Genomic DNA, 16206 nt, shown 5'->3' on the forward strand with positions numbered 1-16206 from the left:
CTGCACGGCCACCGCTACGCCCGCTTTCGAGGCCTTGTCCGCGTCGCCTGCCAATGCCTGCTGCAAGCCGCCGCACAGAACATCAAGAAGATCGCCATGGTCCTGACAAAGACCCCAAAGGCAGCCAGCGTATGAGCGGCTGCAGCCGCTTGCAACTCCTTACTAAGGCAGTCACAAAACGCGCCCCTCTCAAAAACAAAACCCGCCGAAAAATATCGGCGGGTTTGTCAGCAGCCTGAGGCCGTCAGAGACGGCCTTTTTTGCATTCTATTCGTAGCGAACCGATTTCGGCATCGCTTCGCCAAGCCTGACGAAATGACGGAACTCGGCGCGCAGGCTTTCGGCGGAAGCCATGTGAACCTGCTTTTCTGGCGCAACGTCGTTTTGCGCGATCTGAGTGGATACGCCCGGCATGACAAATGCTGCTACGGTCAGTACGAGGGCAGCGGCAATGCCGAGGCGTCGTTCGGTTCTGGCCTGCATTTTGATCTCCTTGCGCTGCGTCGCAGCGGCTTAAAACTTAGAATCGTCTTTGTTCGCAAAACGCTGGGATTTTCAGATCAGTGAAAAGTCGCGCGATGCGTAATGTTCAAAGCGGTGTCGATGGCGTGAATCGGTATTGGCAGCAAAGTCTGGCCGAAATCGGCCAAAGCTTCGGCAAAATTGCTGGCGGCAGCTGCCACATCGTCGCAGCGCCGTTTGCAGGCAATGGCTTCCAGACACGTGTCGAGCAGCAGCGCATCCTGATTATGTAATCCGGAAATCAGCCCCAGCGTCAGGCATTCCTCGCGGCAAACATGATGCGAGTCGAACGGGAAAGCGCGCAACTGGCAGCTTGCACAATGACGCAGCACACGGATGAAATGCGAAAGCTCACCGACAGCGCGCTTTGCTTCCGATGGTCCGAGCACTTCCGAATAGAGACCCCAGGTCATTTCCCACGGGATGATCGAGCCGGTCTCGAAACCCGCAGTCCAGCGACGATAGCCTTCCAGCACCAGCTTTTCCGGCAGGCGGTCGAAATAGCCTGCACTATTGGCGCCGTTCAGCTGCGATATACGCATATTCATGAGCGCCTCCACGATGCAACATCGGCAGAGGCATGCGAGACAGTAGACTTGCCCTGTTTGCGCTGTGCGGGACGTTCCGTCGCGCCGCGTATAGTGCAGTATCCGGTCGGCAAGAGACTGAGCTGCCAGGGCAGGCCGTCGATATTTGCGGACCGGCATTCACCGAGACCAACCATTGGGTCCTCCAATCGAAAGGGTTCAAGGCCCAGACATCAAAGGTGCGCAGGATTGCGCGGAGCTATATAAAAGTGGCAAATTGATCTGGAGTCAATTGGTCAACTTTTAAAAAGCCGAGAGATTTCAAGAGTGTAGAATTATTCTAGACTGTTATAGTCATGTTTATAGTATTCGAATGATAACGCAACCGCTGCGGGGAGACAGCGGTTGCGGCAAACGGGCGCAATGCCGGTGGAGGAGGGAGAGAACGACACCGCGCCCCATGCTCCGGGAATCAGTGGCCGGAATGATCGGATGAATGTTCGCTCGTCTGGCCATTCTGGGCCGTGACGGGGAAGTTGATCTCAACCTTGCCAGCCTTTTCGAATTCGAGCGTAACCGGCACGGTTTCGCCTTCCTTGTAGGGCTTCTCCGGCTGGATGAACATGAGGTGATAACCGCCGGACTTCAGCTCGACGGTTTCGCCCGCAGGCAGGTCGAGACCGCCATCGAGCTTGCGCATCTTCATCACATTGTTTTCCATGCTCATTTCGTGGACTTCCACGCGCTTTACGCCCGTTGTGCTGACGGAGATGAGCTTGTCGGCATCCTTGCCGCCATTTTCGATTGTCAGAAAACCGCCTGCCACCTTGGCGCCGGGCACCATGGCGCGAACCGAAGGCGATGTGATGGTGAGATCGCCAAGTTTCACCGGCTCGGCTGCATGGCTGCCGTGCGCGTCGCCGTGGTCACCATGACCACCGTGGCCTGCATGCTCGTCAGCGCCGGTCGCCGCCAATACGAGAAGCTGCGGGGCGGGATGTTCAAGCTCGTGCGGGTTCTGTCCGTCTTTTGCAATTTCCGTCCATGCGACGGAAGCGTCGCTGCCGCAGATCTGCGTCACGGGGAAGGAAAGCGTGGTGTCCTTGTCGAACTTGGCCAGCTGGCCGACGACGGTGAACTCGTCATAGAACTCGCCCGGCAGGTTGCCCTCGGTGAAGCGCACTTCCTTGATACCGGAGGTAACATCCTTGCCATGCACTTTGTAGCTCTTGGCATAATCGCCCTTGGTGGTTTCGATTGTCCAGCCAGCCTTGACCTGCGGCTGCGCCGACACAAAACCTTCGGGAAGCTCCACTTTGACTTCGGTCGTGGCCTTGCCGTCGCAGCCGTGCGGAATGCGGAAAGTGGCCTTGTAGAAGCTGCCCCCCTTGGCTTCGCTCTGGTCGAGCGACGAATGGGCATTGGCCAGGCTTGCCGAAAGGCAAAGAGCTGCCAGCGAAATTGCGGACGCGAAAAGACGATGATTTTTCATATTTTTATACCTGAACAGTCGTGGGGAGGACGCGCTCGCTCTTTGTCAGGCGCATCCGTTCAAACGGGATTTGTTCAGGCGAGCGGTGGCGCTTGCGGCGGTGCCGAAGGCGGATAGACCGCGCGACGCAAAACCGGTTGTGACGGCACAACACCGTCGGCCATTGCGACATGCGGCGAGGGAGCGGTCGAGCTTTCCGGTGTCGGACAAAGGAAGCCGGAGGCAATACGGCAGGCCTCGCAGCTTTCGCTGCTTACATGCTTGTCATGCCCCTGATGATTCTGTTTTTCACCCCGATCACCGATGCAAAGAACGGGATAGGTGCCATCCGGCAGTTGATACTGTGCGAGCTGATAGCTGTCGGGAGCATTGAGGTCGATGGGCTTGTGCGCGAAGGCCACGAGCATCAGAGCCAATACGCTCAGCAGGCGTATGGCGATATTGCTCCGAAACTGGCGCGCGCTGAACTTCAACCTACGGCATCTCCCTGTGTCGCGGAGCTATCTAGTCGAAGCCATGCATGTTTGCCAAGCATCAAATGAAACCGGCGCGAATTGGTCGCGCCGGTTTCATCTGCGTGCAGTGAGGCGGTTATCCTTCGCCGGCCGCTTCGTGTCTATGATGAAAACGATCTATCTGTGAAAGTCTAACGAGAAAGTGTAGAATGCGTTCGCGTCTGGAGCGCGTATCGTAAACTCGGTAGTGCCGGTAAGCTTTCCAGTAAGTGACGCTGTGGCCTTACCAGAAGCTCCGGTGTTCGTTTCGTGTGTGACGACAGTGCCACCATTGGTTGGAATATCCCAACTGATCGCGTAATTACCCATTCCTATGCCCTCAGGGGTAATCAATTGGAACTCGACAACGGTCGTTTCACCAATATGTAAGGGACTGTCAATTGGTGCGATTGGTTTCCATTTATTGTGGAGACCGCCACCAACAAAAACGCCCGTCACCGGATTCGATTTAACAGAACCGTCATCAGTTTGTGCAATCATTGTCAGGGTGATCGGTGTAGACGGATAGCCAGAGTATGTGTGCAATGTGATCCAACATATTGCAACACCATCAGCATTCGTAACAGCTTCGTTTCTGTACTCATAGTTGTGCATTGGGTCAAGATGGGGTTCAAACAATACCGTTAAGTTCGGTACTGGGTTTTCTTCGCTGTCCAACACAACTGCTTCTAGCAGAACCTTGCTGTCGTACCGAAGTTCCTCATTAGGATCTAGTTTGAGTGCGATGCTACTTGGCGCTGAGCCTTGCTTGCGGAAATTCAACGGAAACTGGCATGTGGCATTTGCCAGTGGAACACGTGCTCTGAAATCGGCAACTCCCTTTCGGGTTCCCTGGAGGGTGGCGTTAGCATAACCGCGCGGATCGGTTTTTGGATCATGTTTTAAGATAGAAGCGCCATTGGTAGGGATATCCCAAATGATAGGATAGTTCGCCAATGGAATGTCTTCGAACGTCGACAATTTCAGTATGACCTCAACAGGAGTGTCGGTATTTCCCGTACTGCCGTATGACAGGTTTTGCAATTGCAGCTTATTGTTCAGGCTGCCCCCAACAAAGTCGAGCTCTACGGGCTCAGAAGTATGACCGAAGTCGTCGCTTACGGTGACTGTCATTTTGGTGGGTGTGTGGGGGTAGCCATAATCGGTGCGGACGATGAACCACGTCGTTGCGATACCATCTGGATCTGTGTCTGGTTGGGGGCCTGTCCCTAGGTTGGTATATCCTTCGTATTTCCAATGCAAAGCCACACCCGGTACGGGGTTTCCTTCGCCGTCCAGAGCTTTGGCAGCTATGGTTACATAGTCGTCGTATCGGATGTTATCCAGAGTCGGAGGAATTATCTTGAGCCGGCTAGGCTGTCGACAGAAGTTTATTGGGAACTCTGCGTTGGTAATATTTGCTTTCGGAACGCTAACGCTGAATGTTGCAATTCCTTCGATGGTTTGTTTGACTGTCGCTCGCGTTTCGCCGTGTTCATCTGTTGTCGATTGAAGGTCCATGTAAGCGGCGCCGGCTGCAGGCTCTCCCCAGTCGACAAAATAATTCGTTAAAGAATATCCTTTGTCGTCAGTGAGCTTCAGTTTAATATCCTTCGGAGTATTCGTGGGCAGAGGTTCTGTTCCGTTTGGCGAAGACAGTTCCAACTTATTGGTATGTCCACCGCCGACGAACGTGAGATCGACAGGGCCTTGTGTCAGCTCAGGGGAAAACCCTTGTGTTGACACCGTTACTTGAATTTTTACCTGCTCAGAAGGATAGCCGGATGTTGTTTTGTAATAGAACGATGAGTTGCTATTTCCGTGATCATCGGTAGTGGTGATTTTCGTATATTCCAGAACATCTCCGGCTGGCTCGCCATTGATGGTGTATTCCCAAATCAAAGTGGCATTGGAATAAGGCCGACCTAAGCGAGCCGCAACTGCAGCACGTATGGGGACGGCAGTGTCGTACAGTACTTGATCCGCTGCGGGCGGGTACAACCATAAGCTATCAAATTCACCGCGCGGAGAACCCTTTTTCGCATCCAATATATGTTCAATTGCGAGTATGATGTCCGGTTCGTCCTCGGGCCAGACAGCCAGGCGTACGAATGCGTTTGCGATATTATTGTCTGGTAATTCTTTGATGGCGTTTATGCTCTGGCCATTGTCGCCGGTCAGTGTCGTAGACTGACTTAGGATAGCGTTGCCCTCAACAAGCTGCCAGATGAGTTTCCGCTTGGCCAAGGGCATTTCCCTGTTGTCTTCATACCGTACGTGAAAGTCGATAAGTCCGCTTTTAACTCGGGCGTCGTCGGAATCATAATCTGATTTTATATGCTTTAAATTATTATTGCCTTCTTGTTTCTTCATTCGAATCTCCTGTATTCGTTTATTGATGAGAAATTTGTTATAATCAAATTTAAATATTGGTCGGATTTATTATAGATCCGTCGAATATTTCGGAATGAACAATAAAATATGATTTCTTATAAAGGTACTGTAAGAAAGGGCGCAATATTTGTGTGTTTTGCGAGTAGCGCAAGGAAGCGTCGAATACGCCTTTCCTACTAAGGGATTAGAAAATAGGGCGGAAATTTAGCGATGTTGTTGTATGTGGTGGAATTGATCGCAGTAATCCCGGGGTATTCCTTGTGGCCAAGCTTATCGGTGCCGGGCAGGTCATTGACGCGTTTCGTACGCCGCCAACTTGCGCTCGTCTTTGATGTAATAGAATAGTCCAGATCGGCTAAATTTTATTGGCTGTTCGAGCTGATTAACAACCCAGACCCAAATATCCTCGAAGGCCCCCACCGCGCTTCAACAGGTCGCGGCGGGAGAGCTTCTTCTTTTCGTGGGTGGAAAGACCGTCGAAAACGGTTGTCATTCGGTTCTCCTCCTTTGCTTGCCCATCCGGAATGAATGGACTGGCTGCGCGGACCCGGCGCATTTTCGTCACCGGGAACGCTGGCGTCTGTCGTGGCCGCTCCTCTCGGCCATGACAGGCGATATGGTGCCGGGGGCTTACTGGTAACGGCCGCCGCGCTGCAGAACTTCGATCTTGTAGCCATCCGGATCTTCGGCAAAGAAGAAGCGGGCAAGCTGCACACCGTTGTTCTTGAAATCGACAAGCTTGCCAACCTTGAAGCCAAGCGCAGTGAAGCGCGCATGTTCGGCGTCGACATCGTCCACGACCACAGCAAGATGACCGTAGCCGTCGCCCAGATTGTAGGGTTCGGTGCGACCCTTGTTAACGGTCAGCTCGACTTCGAAGTCGGCTTCTGCATTGCGCAAATAAATCAGCGTGAAGGTTTCGAAATCAATGCGTTCTGCAATGTCTAGCTTGAAAGCTTGGTTGTAGAAGGAAACGGATTTTTCCTCGTTGAGAACGCGGATCATCGAATGAATGGCTTTAGCCACAAGTGACTCCTATTTCTTGCATGTCATTTTTGGCAGCGCTTCAGCAAAAGCGGCTTGCGATTGTCTCACTGGTTGTCGATTATGAAAGAAAAAACGACGGCGTGGTGGCAATCGGCTACCACAGCGCAGTTCGTGCTCTCAAGGGAGCGCTATTCAATCTGGAAACAGATCGGCGCTCTGAAGTTTATTTTTGCGCACATCTTTTCCGAAAACCGTTTCACACTTTTCGGGATGTGCTCTGTAATGGAGGAACCCATGTGCAAGGTTTTCGCCGAGCAGGACCCGGAAGGCTACCGGCAGATCAATCGCTCTGTGCGCATTGGCGGGCATTCCACCAGTATTCAGCTGGAGGCCACCTTCTGGCGACTGCTGGATGAGATCGCAGCCAGCCAGAATCTGACCACGCCGCGCTTCATCTCGACGCTCTATGATGAAGCGCTGGAAGCCAATGGCGCGATCCCGAATTTCGCCTCCATGCTGCGCACCACCTGCGCGCTTTATCTCATGGGGCACTGCCCGGAAGCCGCCGTCTGCGAGGAAGCGGCCTGAAAGGTGCGCCGAATGAGGCCCAGAATGAGCATTGGCCTCTTGGTGAAAAGGGATTAGGGGAATAAGGGAATAGGGCAGTAGGGCAATATGTTCTATACATACTCACTTACTCACCTATTGCCTTACTGCCTTCACTAAAGGAATCGAAATGGCAAGCGTAACGCGCGAACAGGTTCTGGAACGGCTGAAGACCGTGACGGGACCGGACTTCGAAAGCGATGTTGTGTCGCTCGGACTGGTATCGGATATTTTTATTGCCGACGGCAAGGTCTTCTTCTCCATCACGGTTCCCGCGCAGCGCGCGGATGCGCTGGAGCCGATGCGGCTTGCAGCGGAAAAGGCCGTGAAGGAAATCTCCGGTGTTTCCGGCGCGCTGGTCACGCTGACGGCGGAAAAGAGAGGCGGCCGCACCAGCGACGACGCTCCGCCGCCGCCCAAGCCGCAACCGCGCCCTGCCGCTGCCGCACCCGCACAGCATCGCCATCCGCCGCAGCCACAACGTGCAGCAGCCAAGCCCGGCATTCCGGGCGTCGGCGCGATCATCGCCGTCGCATCTGGAAAGGGTGGCGTTGGCAAATCCACCACGGCGGTCAATCTGGCGCTCGGCTTGCAGGCCAATGGCCTGAAGGTCGGCATTCTCGATGCCGATATTTACGGCCCCTCCATGCCGCGCCTTCTGGGCCTTTCAGGTCGCCCGGAAACCATCGAAGGTCGCATCCTGAAGCCGATGGAAAATTATGGCCTCAAGGTCATGTCGATGGGCTTTATGGTCGATGAGGAAACGCCGATGATCTGGCGGGGTCCGATGGTCATGTCGGCGCTGACGCAGATGCTGCGCGAAGTGGCCTGGGGCGAGCTGGATGTTCTGGTTGTCGATATGCCTCCCGGCACCGGCGACGCACAGCTGACCATGGCGCAGCAGGTGCCGCTGGCTGGTGCGGTTGTCGTTTCGACGCCACAGGATCTGGCGCTGATCGACGCGCGCAAGGGCTTGTCCATGTTCCGCAAGGTGGATGTGCCGTTGCTCGGCATCGTCGAAAATATGAGCTACTTCATCGCGCCTGATACGGGCAAGCGCTACGACATTTTCGGTCACGGCGGCGCGCGCAAGGAGGCCGAACGCCTCAATGTGCCGTTCCTCGGCGAAGTGCCGCTACATATGGATATCCGCGCCCATTCGGATAATGGCACACCGGTCACGGTGGTCGAGCCGGATAGCGAACACGCGAAAATCTACCGCGATATCGCGGCCAAGGTTTGGGAAAACATGAAGGGCGGCAATGGTGCTGGCCGACCAGCACCGGCGATTGTTTTCGATTAAGGGAGTAGGGGAGTAAGGCAGTAGGGGAATAAGTGAAAAGGGCGATTGAACAAAGTTTCGGCCTTACTAGCCTATTCCCCTATTCCCCTATTCCCCTATTCCCCTATTACGTAACCACCGTCGGCGCATCGCGTCCGCTGCGCTTCTTCACTTCGGCGATCTGCTCTGCGGCGTCGATCAGCGCGGCGAGCGTTTCCTGCGTATCGAGATTGTGCTTGGCGGTGTCTGCTTCGTAGCGCTCGATATAGATGCGGATGGTGGCGCCTGAAGTGCCGGTGCCGGACAGGCGAAGCACGACGCGCCCGCCATCGGGGAAATAGATGCGGATGCCCTGATGCTCGCTGACCGAATGGTCGACCGGGTCATGATAGGCGAAATCGTCGGCTTTCTCGATCTTCAGACCGTTGACCGTGGTGCCCGGCAGGCTCGAAAGCTTTGCGCGCAGGTCGGTCACCAGCTTGTTCGCGATATCCGAATCGACCGCCTCATAGTCGTGGCGGGTGTAATAATTGCGCCCGAAGCGCGCCCAATGTTCCTCGACAATGGCCTTCACGCTTTCCTTGCGCACGGCCAGAATATTGAGCCAGAGCAGCACCGCCCAGAGACCGTCCTTCTCGCGCACATGGTCGGAACCGGTGCCGGAGCTTTCTTCACCGCAGATCGTGACCTTGCCATTGTCCAGCAGATTGCCGAAGAACTTCCAGCCGGTTGGCGTTTCATACATGCCGATGCCGAGCTTTTCCGCCACGCGGTCGGCGGCGGCGCTGGTCGGCATCGAACGTGCAATGCCCTTGATGCCGCCCTTATATCCGGGTGCCAGATGCGCATTGGCGGCAAGCATGGCGAGCGAGTCGGACGGGGTAACGAAAATACCGCGCCCGATGATCAGGTTGCGGTCGCCGTCTCCATCGGAGGCTGCGCCGAAATCCGGGGCCTTATCCGACATCAGCAGATCATAGAGATCTTTTGCATAGACGAGATTCGGATCGGGGTGATGACCGCCGAAATCCGGCAGCGGCACGAAATTGACGACGCTGCCGTCCGGCGCACCGAGACGGTGCTCGAAGATTTCCTTGGCGTAAGGACCGGTCACGGCATGCATGGCGTCGAATTTGAGCGCGAAGCCGCCCTTGATCATGGCGCGGATGGCGTCGAAATCGAACAGGCTTTCCATCAGCTCGGCATAATCGGACACCGGATCGAAAATGACGATCTCGGTGTCACCCAGCTTGGTGCTGCCGAGCTTGTCGATATCGATATCGGCCACATCGGCGATTTTGTACTGGTCGATCACCTTGGAACGGGCGAAGATCGCATCGGTGATCTTTTCCGGTGCCGGGCCGCCATTGCCGATATTGTACTTGATGCCGAAATCTTCCTGCGGTCCGCCGGGATTATGGCTGGCCGAAAGCACCATGCCGCCAAATGCCTTGTATTTGCGGATCATGTTGGATGCGGCTGGCGTGGAAAGTATGCCGCCCTGACCGACCATGATGCGACCAAAGCCGTTGGCTACCGCGATCTTGATGAGCTTCTGGATCACTTCGCGATTATAGAAGCGTCCATCGCCGCCGACCACAAGCGTCTTGCCCTCAAAACCTTCCAGCACATCGAAAACGGACTGAATAAAGTTTTCGGCATAATTGGGCTGCTGGAATACGGGAACCTTCTTGCGCAGGCCTGAAGTGCCCGGTTGCTGGTCCTGGTATGGCGTGGTTGCGATCGTTTTGACGGTCATATCTTTCCCGTTTGATTCAATGAATTAAGCAGTCAATGTGTTGGCATTTGCGGTCATTGCAAGACAACATAGATCAAACTTATTGATTGAAAATAACAAAGCGTGTGTTTGTGCAGCGATGTGCTACAAATTTACCCGATGACTGACACGAACCACCATGGCCATGACGCCCGCGACATCATGCGCCTGAAACGCAACGATGCCACCGGCCTCGAAGCTGTTGCCGCGCGTTTTCACAGCCATGCCTATGACATGCATTTCCATGACGAATGGCTCGTCGGGGTGACCCATGCGGGCGTGCAGGACTTTTTCTGTCGTGGACAACGGCGGCAGAGCACGCCGGGCCGGGTGATTCTCATCGAGCCGGGCGAGCGCCATGACGGGCAGGCGGTAAAGGCGGATGGCTTCACCTATAACATGCTTTATATGCCGCAATCGCTGATCCGCGATGCGATGGGCGGCAATGATGCGCATATCGGCTTTCGGGAAACATTGGCCGATGACCAGCAGCTGTTTCAGGCCATAGCACGTGCCTGCGAAGCGATCTTTCTGCAAGCGCCGCAGCTGATGGTCGAGGACTATCGCGATCAGGTGACCCACCATCTGGCGCGGCATCTCGGGCAGGCCAGACCGGAGACGGGTTCGGTGCCACATCCCGTTGCAGCCCGCGCGATGGACTATCTGCGCGCGCGCTTCGATGAAGAGTTCGGGCTGGACGAGCTGGCAAAAGTTGCAGGTGCTGCGGACCGGTTCCAGCTTTCGCGCGGGTTTCGGCGCGAATTCGGCACATCGCCCCATGCCTTTCTGGTGCAACTGCGGCTTGCCGAAGCGCGCCGTTTGTTGCGCGAAAAGACGCCACCGGCAGAGGCGGCGGCGCTCAGCGGTTTTGCGGATCAGAGCCATATGGGGCGCTGGTTCAGGCGCGCCTATGGCATGACACCGGCAGCCTATCGCCGGGGGCGCACAAACGTTCCAGAAATTGCAGCCGCAAAGGGCTAGGTCTTTTCTCGAAAAGAGGAAGCACCGATGTTTTTCGATACCAAAGTAGCCATTCTTGTTCTGAACGATTTGCCGGTCTGGCAGAAATTGAACGTGACCGCCTTCATTGCAACCGGCATATCAGGCGCGGTGCCTGATACGATGGGCACGCCTTATGAGGATGCGTCGGGCCGCCGCCATGCGCCGCTTCTGGGGCAGCCGATGCTGATTTTCTCGGCAACGCCGGAAATTTTGCAACGGGCTTGGCAGCAGTCGATCCAGCGTGATCTGGTGCGCGCGCCTTATGTGCGGGCCATGTTTGAGACCGGCCATGACGAGGCCAATCGCGCCGTGTTCAAGACAGAACCGGCAGATGCACCCGATCTGGTCGGACTGGCGCTTTACGGCCCGAAAAAGGATATAGACAAGGCCATCAAGGGCGCTAGCCTGCATCCTTGAACAGCACGCTCTGGTCGAACAGATAGCGGTTGGAGAGCGGCAGACTTGCGGCGCCCATGGCCTTGGCGTGGACGCCCACCTTGCCCTCGATGATCTCCGGGGCGCTGAGGCCTTGCAGGTCGAGGCGGGAAAGTTCGGCCCGCGTCGCTTCGACAATGCGATGGCGAACGCCTTCCGGCAACCATCCATCGATGATGGCCGCAGGAAAATCGATGATCGACGCAGCCGCCACCGCCGCATGGGCAAGCCCCCGCGCGGCAAGTGCGATCCAGGCATCGAGCGGTTCGCCGAAATTGTGCCAGCTTTCGGGCGACAGCCAGAGATCGTCGGACGAAATATTTCTCTCCTGCAACAGCCGCTCCAGCACGAAAAGCGAGGCGGTATCGATCAGCTGCAATGTCGCGCGTCCATCTTTGGCGCTGCGCATGCGCATTGGCATGGAACCGAGCGCACCGGCATTGCCTGTGCGTCCCGGATAAAGCGTGTTGTTCAGCACCACGCCGCCGCCAATGAACGAGCCGATGAAGAAATAGACGAAATCGGTGAATTCCGGCCCGCGCCCGAAGGTGAGTTCCGCGCCACAGGCCGCCGTGCCGTCATTCTGAAGAAACACGGGGAACGGAAAGACCGCGCCGAAATCGTTGACGAGATCGGCATCGAGCCACGCATTCATGTCGGCGGCGGGCGCGCCCACTTCCTCCACCCAGTTCCAGAGTTCAAACGGCAGCGCGATGCCGAGGCCCGCAATGCGATCGCGCTTGTCCGGATCAAGTGCGGCGGTGAAGGCGGTAATGCTGTCAAAGGCGAAACGGCGGATTTCGTCGGGCACCGGCCAGCGATAGGTGATATGCCTGCGTTCGCGGATCGCGCCCAGAAAATCCATCAGGATGATTTCCGCGCTGCGCCGCCCGATCTTGAGGCCGAAGGAAAAAACGCCGTCTGCTGCAAGCCGCATCGGCATGGAGGGCTGGCCGACGCGCCCACGCACGCGCTCGCCTTGCGTAATCAGCCCGTCTTTTTCCAGCGCGCGGATGATGACGGAAACAGTTTGCGCCGAAAGTCCGGTCAGGCGTGCAATATCGGCTCGGGCCAGCGCGCCATGCCTGCGCACAAGCGCCAGAACCAGCCGCTCATTATAAGCGCGGACACCGATCTGGTTGGAACCGCGATTGATACTCGCGCCCGGTTCGGCAAATTTCTGCATGGCAGGGCCGGGCGAGCCTGCCGGGCCGCCCCTTGGCTCGGAAACGTCCCGTTCCGGATGATGCCTGACCATTTTCTCTCCCAGATCCCACGCTTAACACCCAGTTGCATTCTTCGTGATGCCGGTCTGCAACGAGCAATTTCCTGTGCTTCGGTGCTCACGTACTTTTAAGTACGCTCCGCTCCGGTGCTCGAAAATCACTCGTTTCGCCACGGCCTGACGAATTTGCAACTGTAGTGTTAGGGCACGGCGAGGTTCCTAACCCATTCATCGCAGGAGAAAAAGCCTCATTCTGTGGGATATGAAATAAAAACAAAAGCTTAAGCAGCGAGATGCGCGCTTTTTCAACGTGGCGTCGTGTCTCCCTCGGCTCTCTCCTCCGGGGCGAGAGTGACACAATACATTAATAAATCAAGTGGATTTATTAATTGACTCTGTTTCGAAGCCGTGTTTTGCTTCAACCATGCCGGGGGAAGAAGGACCGGTTTCACTCTGGGAGGAGTTCATGAAGAAGACAGTTCTGTCGGCGGCCTTTGCTGCCTTCACGCTTGGTGTTGCCGCACTTCCAGCGCATGCTGCCGATGTCGGCGCGTGCCTCATCACCAAGACCGACACCAATCCCTTTTTCGTCAAGATGAAGGAAGGTGCTGTCGCCAAGGCCAAGGAACTCGGCGTCAATCTCAAAACCTATGCGGGCAAGATCGACGGCGATTCCGAAAGTCAGGTAGCGGCCATCGAAACCTGCATCGCCGATGGTGCCAAGGGCATTCTCATTACCGCTTCCGACACCAAGGGCATCGTGCCGACGCTGCAAAAGGCGCGTGACGCGGGTCTTCTGATTATCGCGCTCGACACGCCGCTGGAACCGGCGGATGCGGCAGACGCGACTTTTGCAACGGATAATTTCCTGGCCGGAGAACTGGTCGGAAAATGGGCCGCAGCAGCGCTTGGTGACAAGGCCAAGGATGCGCGCGTCGCCTTCCTCAACCTGACCGCATCGCAGCCAAGCGTGGATGTTCTGCGCGATCAGGGTTTTGATGTCGGCTTCGGCATCGACCCGAAAGACAAGAACAAGCTTGGCGACGAGGACGATCCGCGCATCGCCGGTCGCGACCTGACCGACGGCAACGAAGAAGGCGGTCGCCGCGCCATGGAAAACCTTCTCCAGAAGGACCCGAACATCAATGTTGTACACACGATCAACGAACCTGCTGCCGCCGGTGCCTATGAAGCGCTGAAGGCTGTGGGCCGTGAAAAGGATGTGCTGATCGTTTCCATCGATGGCGGCTGCCCCGGCGTGAAGAACGTTGCGGCTGGCGTGATCGGCGCAACCTCGCAGCAATATCCGTTGCAGATGGCGTCGCTCGGCATCGAAGCGATCAAGAAATTTGCCGATACCGGGGAAAAGCCAAAGCCGACGGAAGGCAAAACCTTCGTCGATACGGGCGTGACGCTGGTGACGGACAAGCCTGTCGATGGCGTTCCGTCCATCGATACCAAGACTGCGCTCGACAAGTGCTGGGGCTGATCTTTTGAAATACCGGTCCGGCGGATCGTCAGATTTGCCGGACCGTTTTGCAGCTGAAAGCAGGAGATAATCATGAGTGAGCCAGAGGCGGCTTCCGCTGCACAAAAACCGTCGATGCAGGCGTTTGAAACGACCCTTTCGCAAAGCGCATCCGACGTGGCCTCCTTTGATGCGGGTGACCAGTCGGCGCTTTATCGGATGCGGAATTTCCTGCATCACAATCCGGCAGCCGTGCCGCTGATCGTGCTGGTCCTGTCGCTGGTGGTGTTCGGTGTCACATTGGGCGGCAAGTTCTTCTCCGCTTTCGCGCTCACGCTCATTCTTCAGCAGGTCGCCATCACCGGCATCGTGGCCGCAGCGCAAACGCTGGTTATTCTCACTGCCGGTATCGATCTTTCGGTCGGCGCGATCATGGTGCTGTCATCGGTGGTGATGGGCCAGTTCACCTTCCGCTATGGCCTGCCAGCCGAGCTTTCCATCGTGCTTGGCTTTGCCACCGGCGCACTGTGCGGCTTTATCAACGGCTTTCTGGTGGCCTATGTCCGCCTGCCGCCCTTCATCGTCACGCTCGGCATGTGGCAGGTGATTCTGGCCACAAATTTCCTCTATTCGGCCAATGAAACCATCCGCGCGCAGGAAATAACCGCGCAAGCGCCAATCTTGCAATTCTTCGGCGAGAGCATTCGTGTCGGTGGCGCTGTCTTCACCTATGGCGTCATCGCCATGGTGCTTCTGGTGCTGCTGCTCTGGTATGTGCTGAACCACACCGCCTGGGGCCGCCATGTCTATGCCATTGGCGACGATCCGGAGGCGGCAAAGCTGTCGGGCGTTTCGGTCAAACCGATCCTGATGTCCGTCTATGTTCTGGCCGGTATCATCTGCGCTCTGGCCGGTTGGGCGATGATTGGCCGCCTTGGCTCCGTGTCGCCGACCGCAGGCCAGTTCGCCAATATCGAATCCATCACGGCTGTGGTGATCGGCGGCATTTCGCTCTTCGGCGGGCGCGGCTCGATCCTCGGCACCATGTTCGGCGCGCTGATCGTCGGCGTATTTTCGCTTGGCTTGCGCCTGTGGGGCACCGATCCGCAATGGACCTATCTCCTGATCGGCGTTCTCATCATCGCCGCCGTCGCTATCGACCAATGGATCAGAAAGGCTGCCGCATGAAAACCTCGGCTACACCTGTTCTCTCGGCAAAGGGTCTGGTCAAGCGTTACGGGCGCGTTACCGCGCTCGACCATGCCGATTTCGATCTCTATCCGGGCGAAATCCTCGCGGTTATCGGCGACAATGGCGCCGGTAAATCCTCGCTGATCAAGGCGCTGTCTGGCGCGATCAAGCCCGACGAAGGCGAGATCAAGCTCGACGGAAAACCGGTCAGTTTCCATTCGCCGATGGAAGCACGCCATGCGGGCATCGAGACGGTTTATCAGAACCTCGCTTTGTCGCCTGCGCTTTCCATCGCTGACAATCTGTTTCTCGGGCGGGAAATCCGCCGCAAGGGACCGCTCGGTTCGCTGTTTCGCATGCTCGATCGCGGCGCGATGGAGAAGATCGCCCGCGACAAGCTGACGGAGCTGGGCCTGATGACCATCCAGAATATCGGTCAAGCGGTGGAGACGCTGTCCGGCGGCCAGCGTCAGGGCGTTGCCGTGGCGCGCGCTGCCGCTTTCGGGTCCAAGGTCGTGATCATGGATGAACCGACAGCAGCGCTTGGCGTCAAGGAATCGCGCCGCGTGCTGGAACTGATCCTCGACGTGAAGGCGCGGGGCATGCCCATCGTACTCATTTCGCACAACATGCCGCATGTGTTCGAAGTAGCCGATCGGATTCATATTCACCGGCTCGGACGTCGCCTGACGGTGATTGACCCGAAGGAATATTCCATGTCGGACGCTGTGGCTCTGATGACGGGTGCAATGCGACCGAAGGCCGAAGCTGCCTAACTCCCTTGAGCGGGCTGCACGAATCGGG

Annotated in this window: 16 protein-coding genes; 7 read left to right on the forward strand and 9 right to left on the reverse strand. The window is 56.6% G+C overall.

The features are described 5' to 3' along the window. Positions 1-267 precede the first annotated feature (267 nt). The 7 genes from HWD97_RS05045 to HWD97_RS05075 form a co-directional block, all read right to left on the reverse strand. Positions 268-483 carry a hypothetical protein gene (locus tag HWD97_RS05045; RefSeq protein WP_109370136.1) on the reverse strand — a complete coding sequence of 72 codons (216 nt, stop codon included), beginning with the start codon at positions 481-483 and terminating at the stop codon, positions 268-270. 77 nt (positions 484-560) lie between these two features. Beyond that, the gene (locus tag HWD97_RS05050) at positions 561-1070 is read right to left on the reverse strand and encodes a hypothetical protein (RefSeq protein WP_171316895.1); all 510 of its coding nucleotides are present in this window, start codon (positions 1068-1070) and stop codon (positions 561-563) included. Next, complete coding sequence (locus tag HWD97_RS05055) at positions 1067-1246, reverse strand: hypothetical protein (RefSeq protein ID WP_371834837.1); 180 nt, start codon at positions 1244-1246, stop codon at positions 1067-1069. The genes HWD97_RS05050 and HWD97_RS05055 overlap by 4 nt, the downstream gene beginning before the upstream one ends. Before the next feature lie 275 nt (positions 1247-1521). Further along, positions 1522-2541 carry a DUF1775 domain-containing protein gene (locus HWD97_RS05060; RefSeq protein ID WP_371834838.1) on the reverse strand — a complete coding sequence of 340 codons (1020 nt, stop codon included), beginning with the start codon at positions 2539-2541 and terminating at the stop codon, positions 1522-1524. A gap of 74 nt (positions 2542-2615) precedes the next feature. Beyond that, on the reverse strand, positions 2616-3014 hold the full coding sequence (locus HWD97_RS05065) for a hypothetical protein (protein WP_371834839.1): 399 nt from the start codon (positions 3012-3014) through the stop codon (positions 2616-2618). A gap of 159 nt (positions 3015-3173) precedes the next feature. Continuing rightward, entirely contained in the window at positions 3174-5408 is a 2235-nt protein-coding gene (locus HWD97_RS05070) for an Ig-like domain-containing protein (RefSeq protein ID WP_371834840.1), read from the reverse strand. Between the two features lie 651 nt (positions 5409-6059). Next, positions 6060-6455, reverse strand: coding sequence for a VOC family protein (locus HWD97_RS05075; RefSeq protein ID WP_371834841.1), 396 nt, complete (start codon positions 6453-6455; stop codon positions 6060-6062). Positions 6456-6710: 255 nt separating this feature from the next. On the opposite strand from HWD97_RS05075, the gene HWD97_RS05080 reads away from it, so the two are divergent. Together HWD97_RS05080 and apbC are read left to right on the forward strand one after the other, a co-directional pair. Next, positions 6711-7004, forward strand: a complete 294-nt coding sequence (locus HWD97_RS05080) for a ribbon-helix-helix domain-containing protein (protein WP_371834842.1) — start codon at positions 6711-6713, stop codon at positions 7002-7004. A 148-nt stretch (positions 7005-7152) separates the two neighbouring features. After that, a complete protein-coding gene (apbC, locus tag HWD97_RS05085) occupies positions 7153-8325 on the forward strand; it encodes an iron-sulfur cluster carrier protein ApbC (protein WP_371834843.1) in 1173 nt (390 codons plus the stop codon). 106 nt (positions 8326-8431) lie between these two features. Here apbC and HWD97_RS05090 read toward each other — a convergent pair whose 3' ends face one another. Next, positions 8432-10063 carry an alpha-D-glucose phosphate-specific phosphoglucomutase gene (locus HWD97_RS05090; RefSeq protein ID WP_371834844.1) on the reverse strand — a complete coding sequence of 544 codons (1632 nt, stop codon included), beginning with the start codon at positions 10061-10063 and terminating at the stop codon, positions 8432-8434. Between the two features lie 138 nt (positions 10064-10201). Here HWD97_RS05090 and HWD97_RS05095 point away from each other — a divergent pair, with 138 nt between their 5' ends. Together HWD97_RS05095 and HWD97_RS05100 are read left to right on the forward strand one after the other, a co-directional pair. After that, on the forward strand, positions 10202-11062 hold the full coding sequence (locus HWD97_RS05095; protein WP_371834845.1) for an AraC family ligand binding domain-containing protein: 861 nt from the start codon (positions 10202-10204) through the stop codon (positions 11060-11062). A 27-nt stretch (positions 11063-11089) separates the two neighbouring features. After that, positions 11090-11500 (forward strand): DUF2000 domain-containing protein, encoded by a 411-nt coding sequence (locus HWD97_RS05100; protein WP_140024500.1) that lies wholly within the window; start codon positions 11090-11092, stop codon positions 11498-11500. Here HWD97_RS05100 and HWD97_RS05105 read toward each other — a convergent pair. Continuing rightward, entirely contained in the window at positions 11484-12776 is a 1293-nt protein-coding gene (locus HWD97_RS05105; protein WP_371834846.1) for an ROK family protein, read from the reverse strand. The two genes, HWD97_RS05100 and HWD97_RS05105, sit on opposite strands and share 17 nt — an antisense overlap. A gap of 433 nt (positions 12777-13209) precedes the next feature. Here HWD97_RS05105 and HWD97_RS05110 point away from each other — a divergent pair, with 433 nt between their 5' ends. The 3 genes from HWD97_RS05110 to HWD97_RS05120 all read left to right on the forward strand — a co-directional run bounded on the left by HWD97_RS05110 (position 13210) and on the right by HWD97_RS05120 (position 16178). Beyond that, positions 13210-14232: a sugar ABC transporter substrate-binding protein gene (locus HWD97_RS05110; protein ID WP_109368109.1), complete on the forward strand. Its 1023-nt coding sequence runs from the start codon at positions 13210-13212 to the stop codon at positions 14230-14232. A gap of 72 nt (positions 14233-14304) precedes the next feature. Then, complete coding sequence (locus HWD97_RS05115; protein ID WP_109368110.1) at positions 14305-15399, forward strand: ABC transporter permease; 1095 nt, start codon at positions 14305-14307, stop codon at positions 15397-15399. After that, positions 15396-16178: an ATP-binding cassette domain-containing protein gene (locus HWD97_RS05120; protein WP_109368111.1), complete on the forward strand. Its 783-nt coding sequence runs from the start codon at positions 15396-15398 to the stop codon at positions 16176-16178. The genes HWD97_RS05115 and HWD97_RS05120 overlap by 4 nt, the downstream gene beginning before the upstream one ends. Positions 16179-16206 lie beyond the last annotated feature (28 nt).

Source organism: Ochrobactrum sp. C6C9 (genome assembly GCF_022627935.1).
Taxonomy (GTDB): domain Bacteria; phylum Pseudomonadota; class Alphaproteobacteria; order Rhizobiales; family Rhizobiaceae; genus Brucella; species Brucella teleogrylli.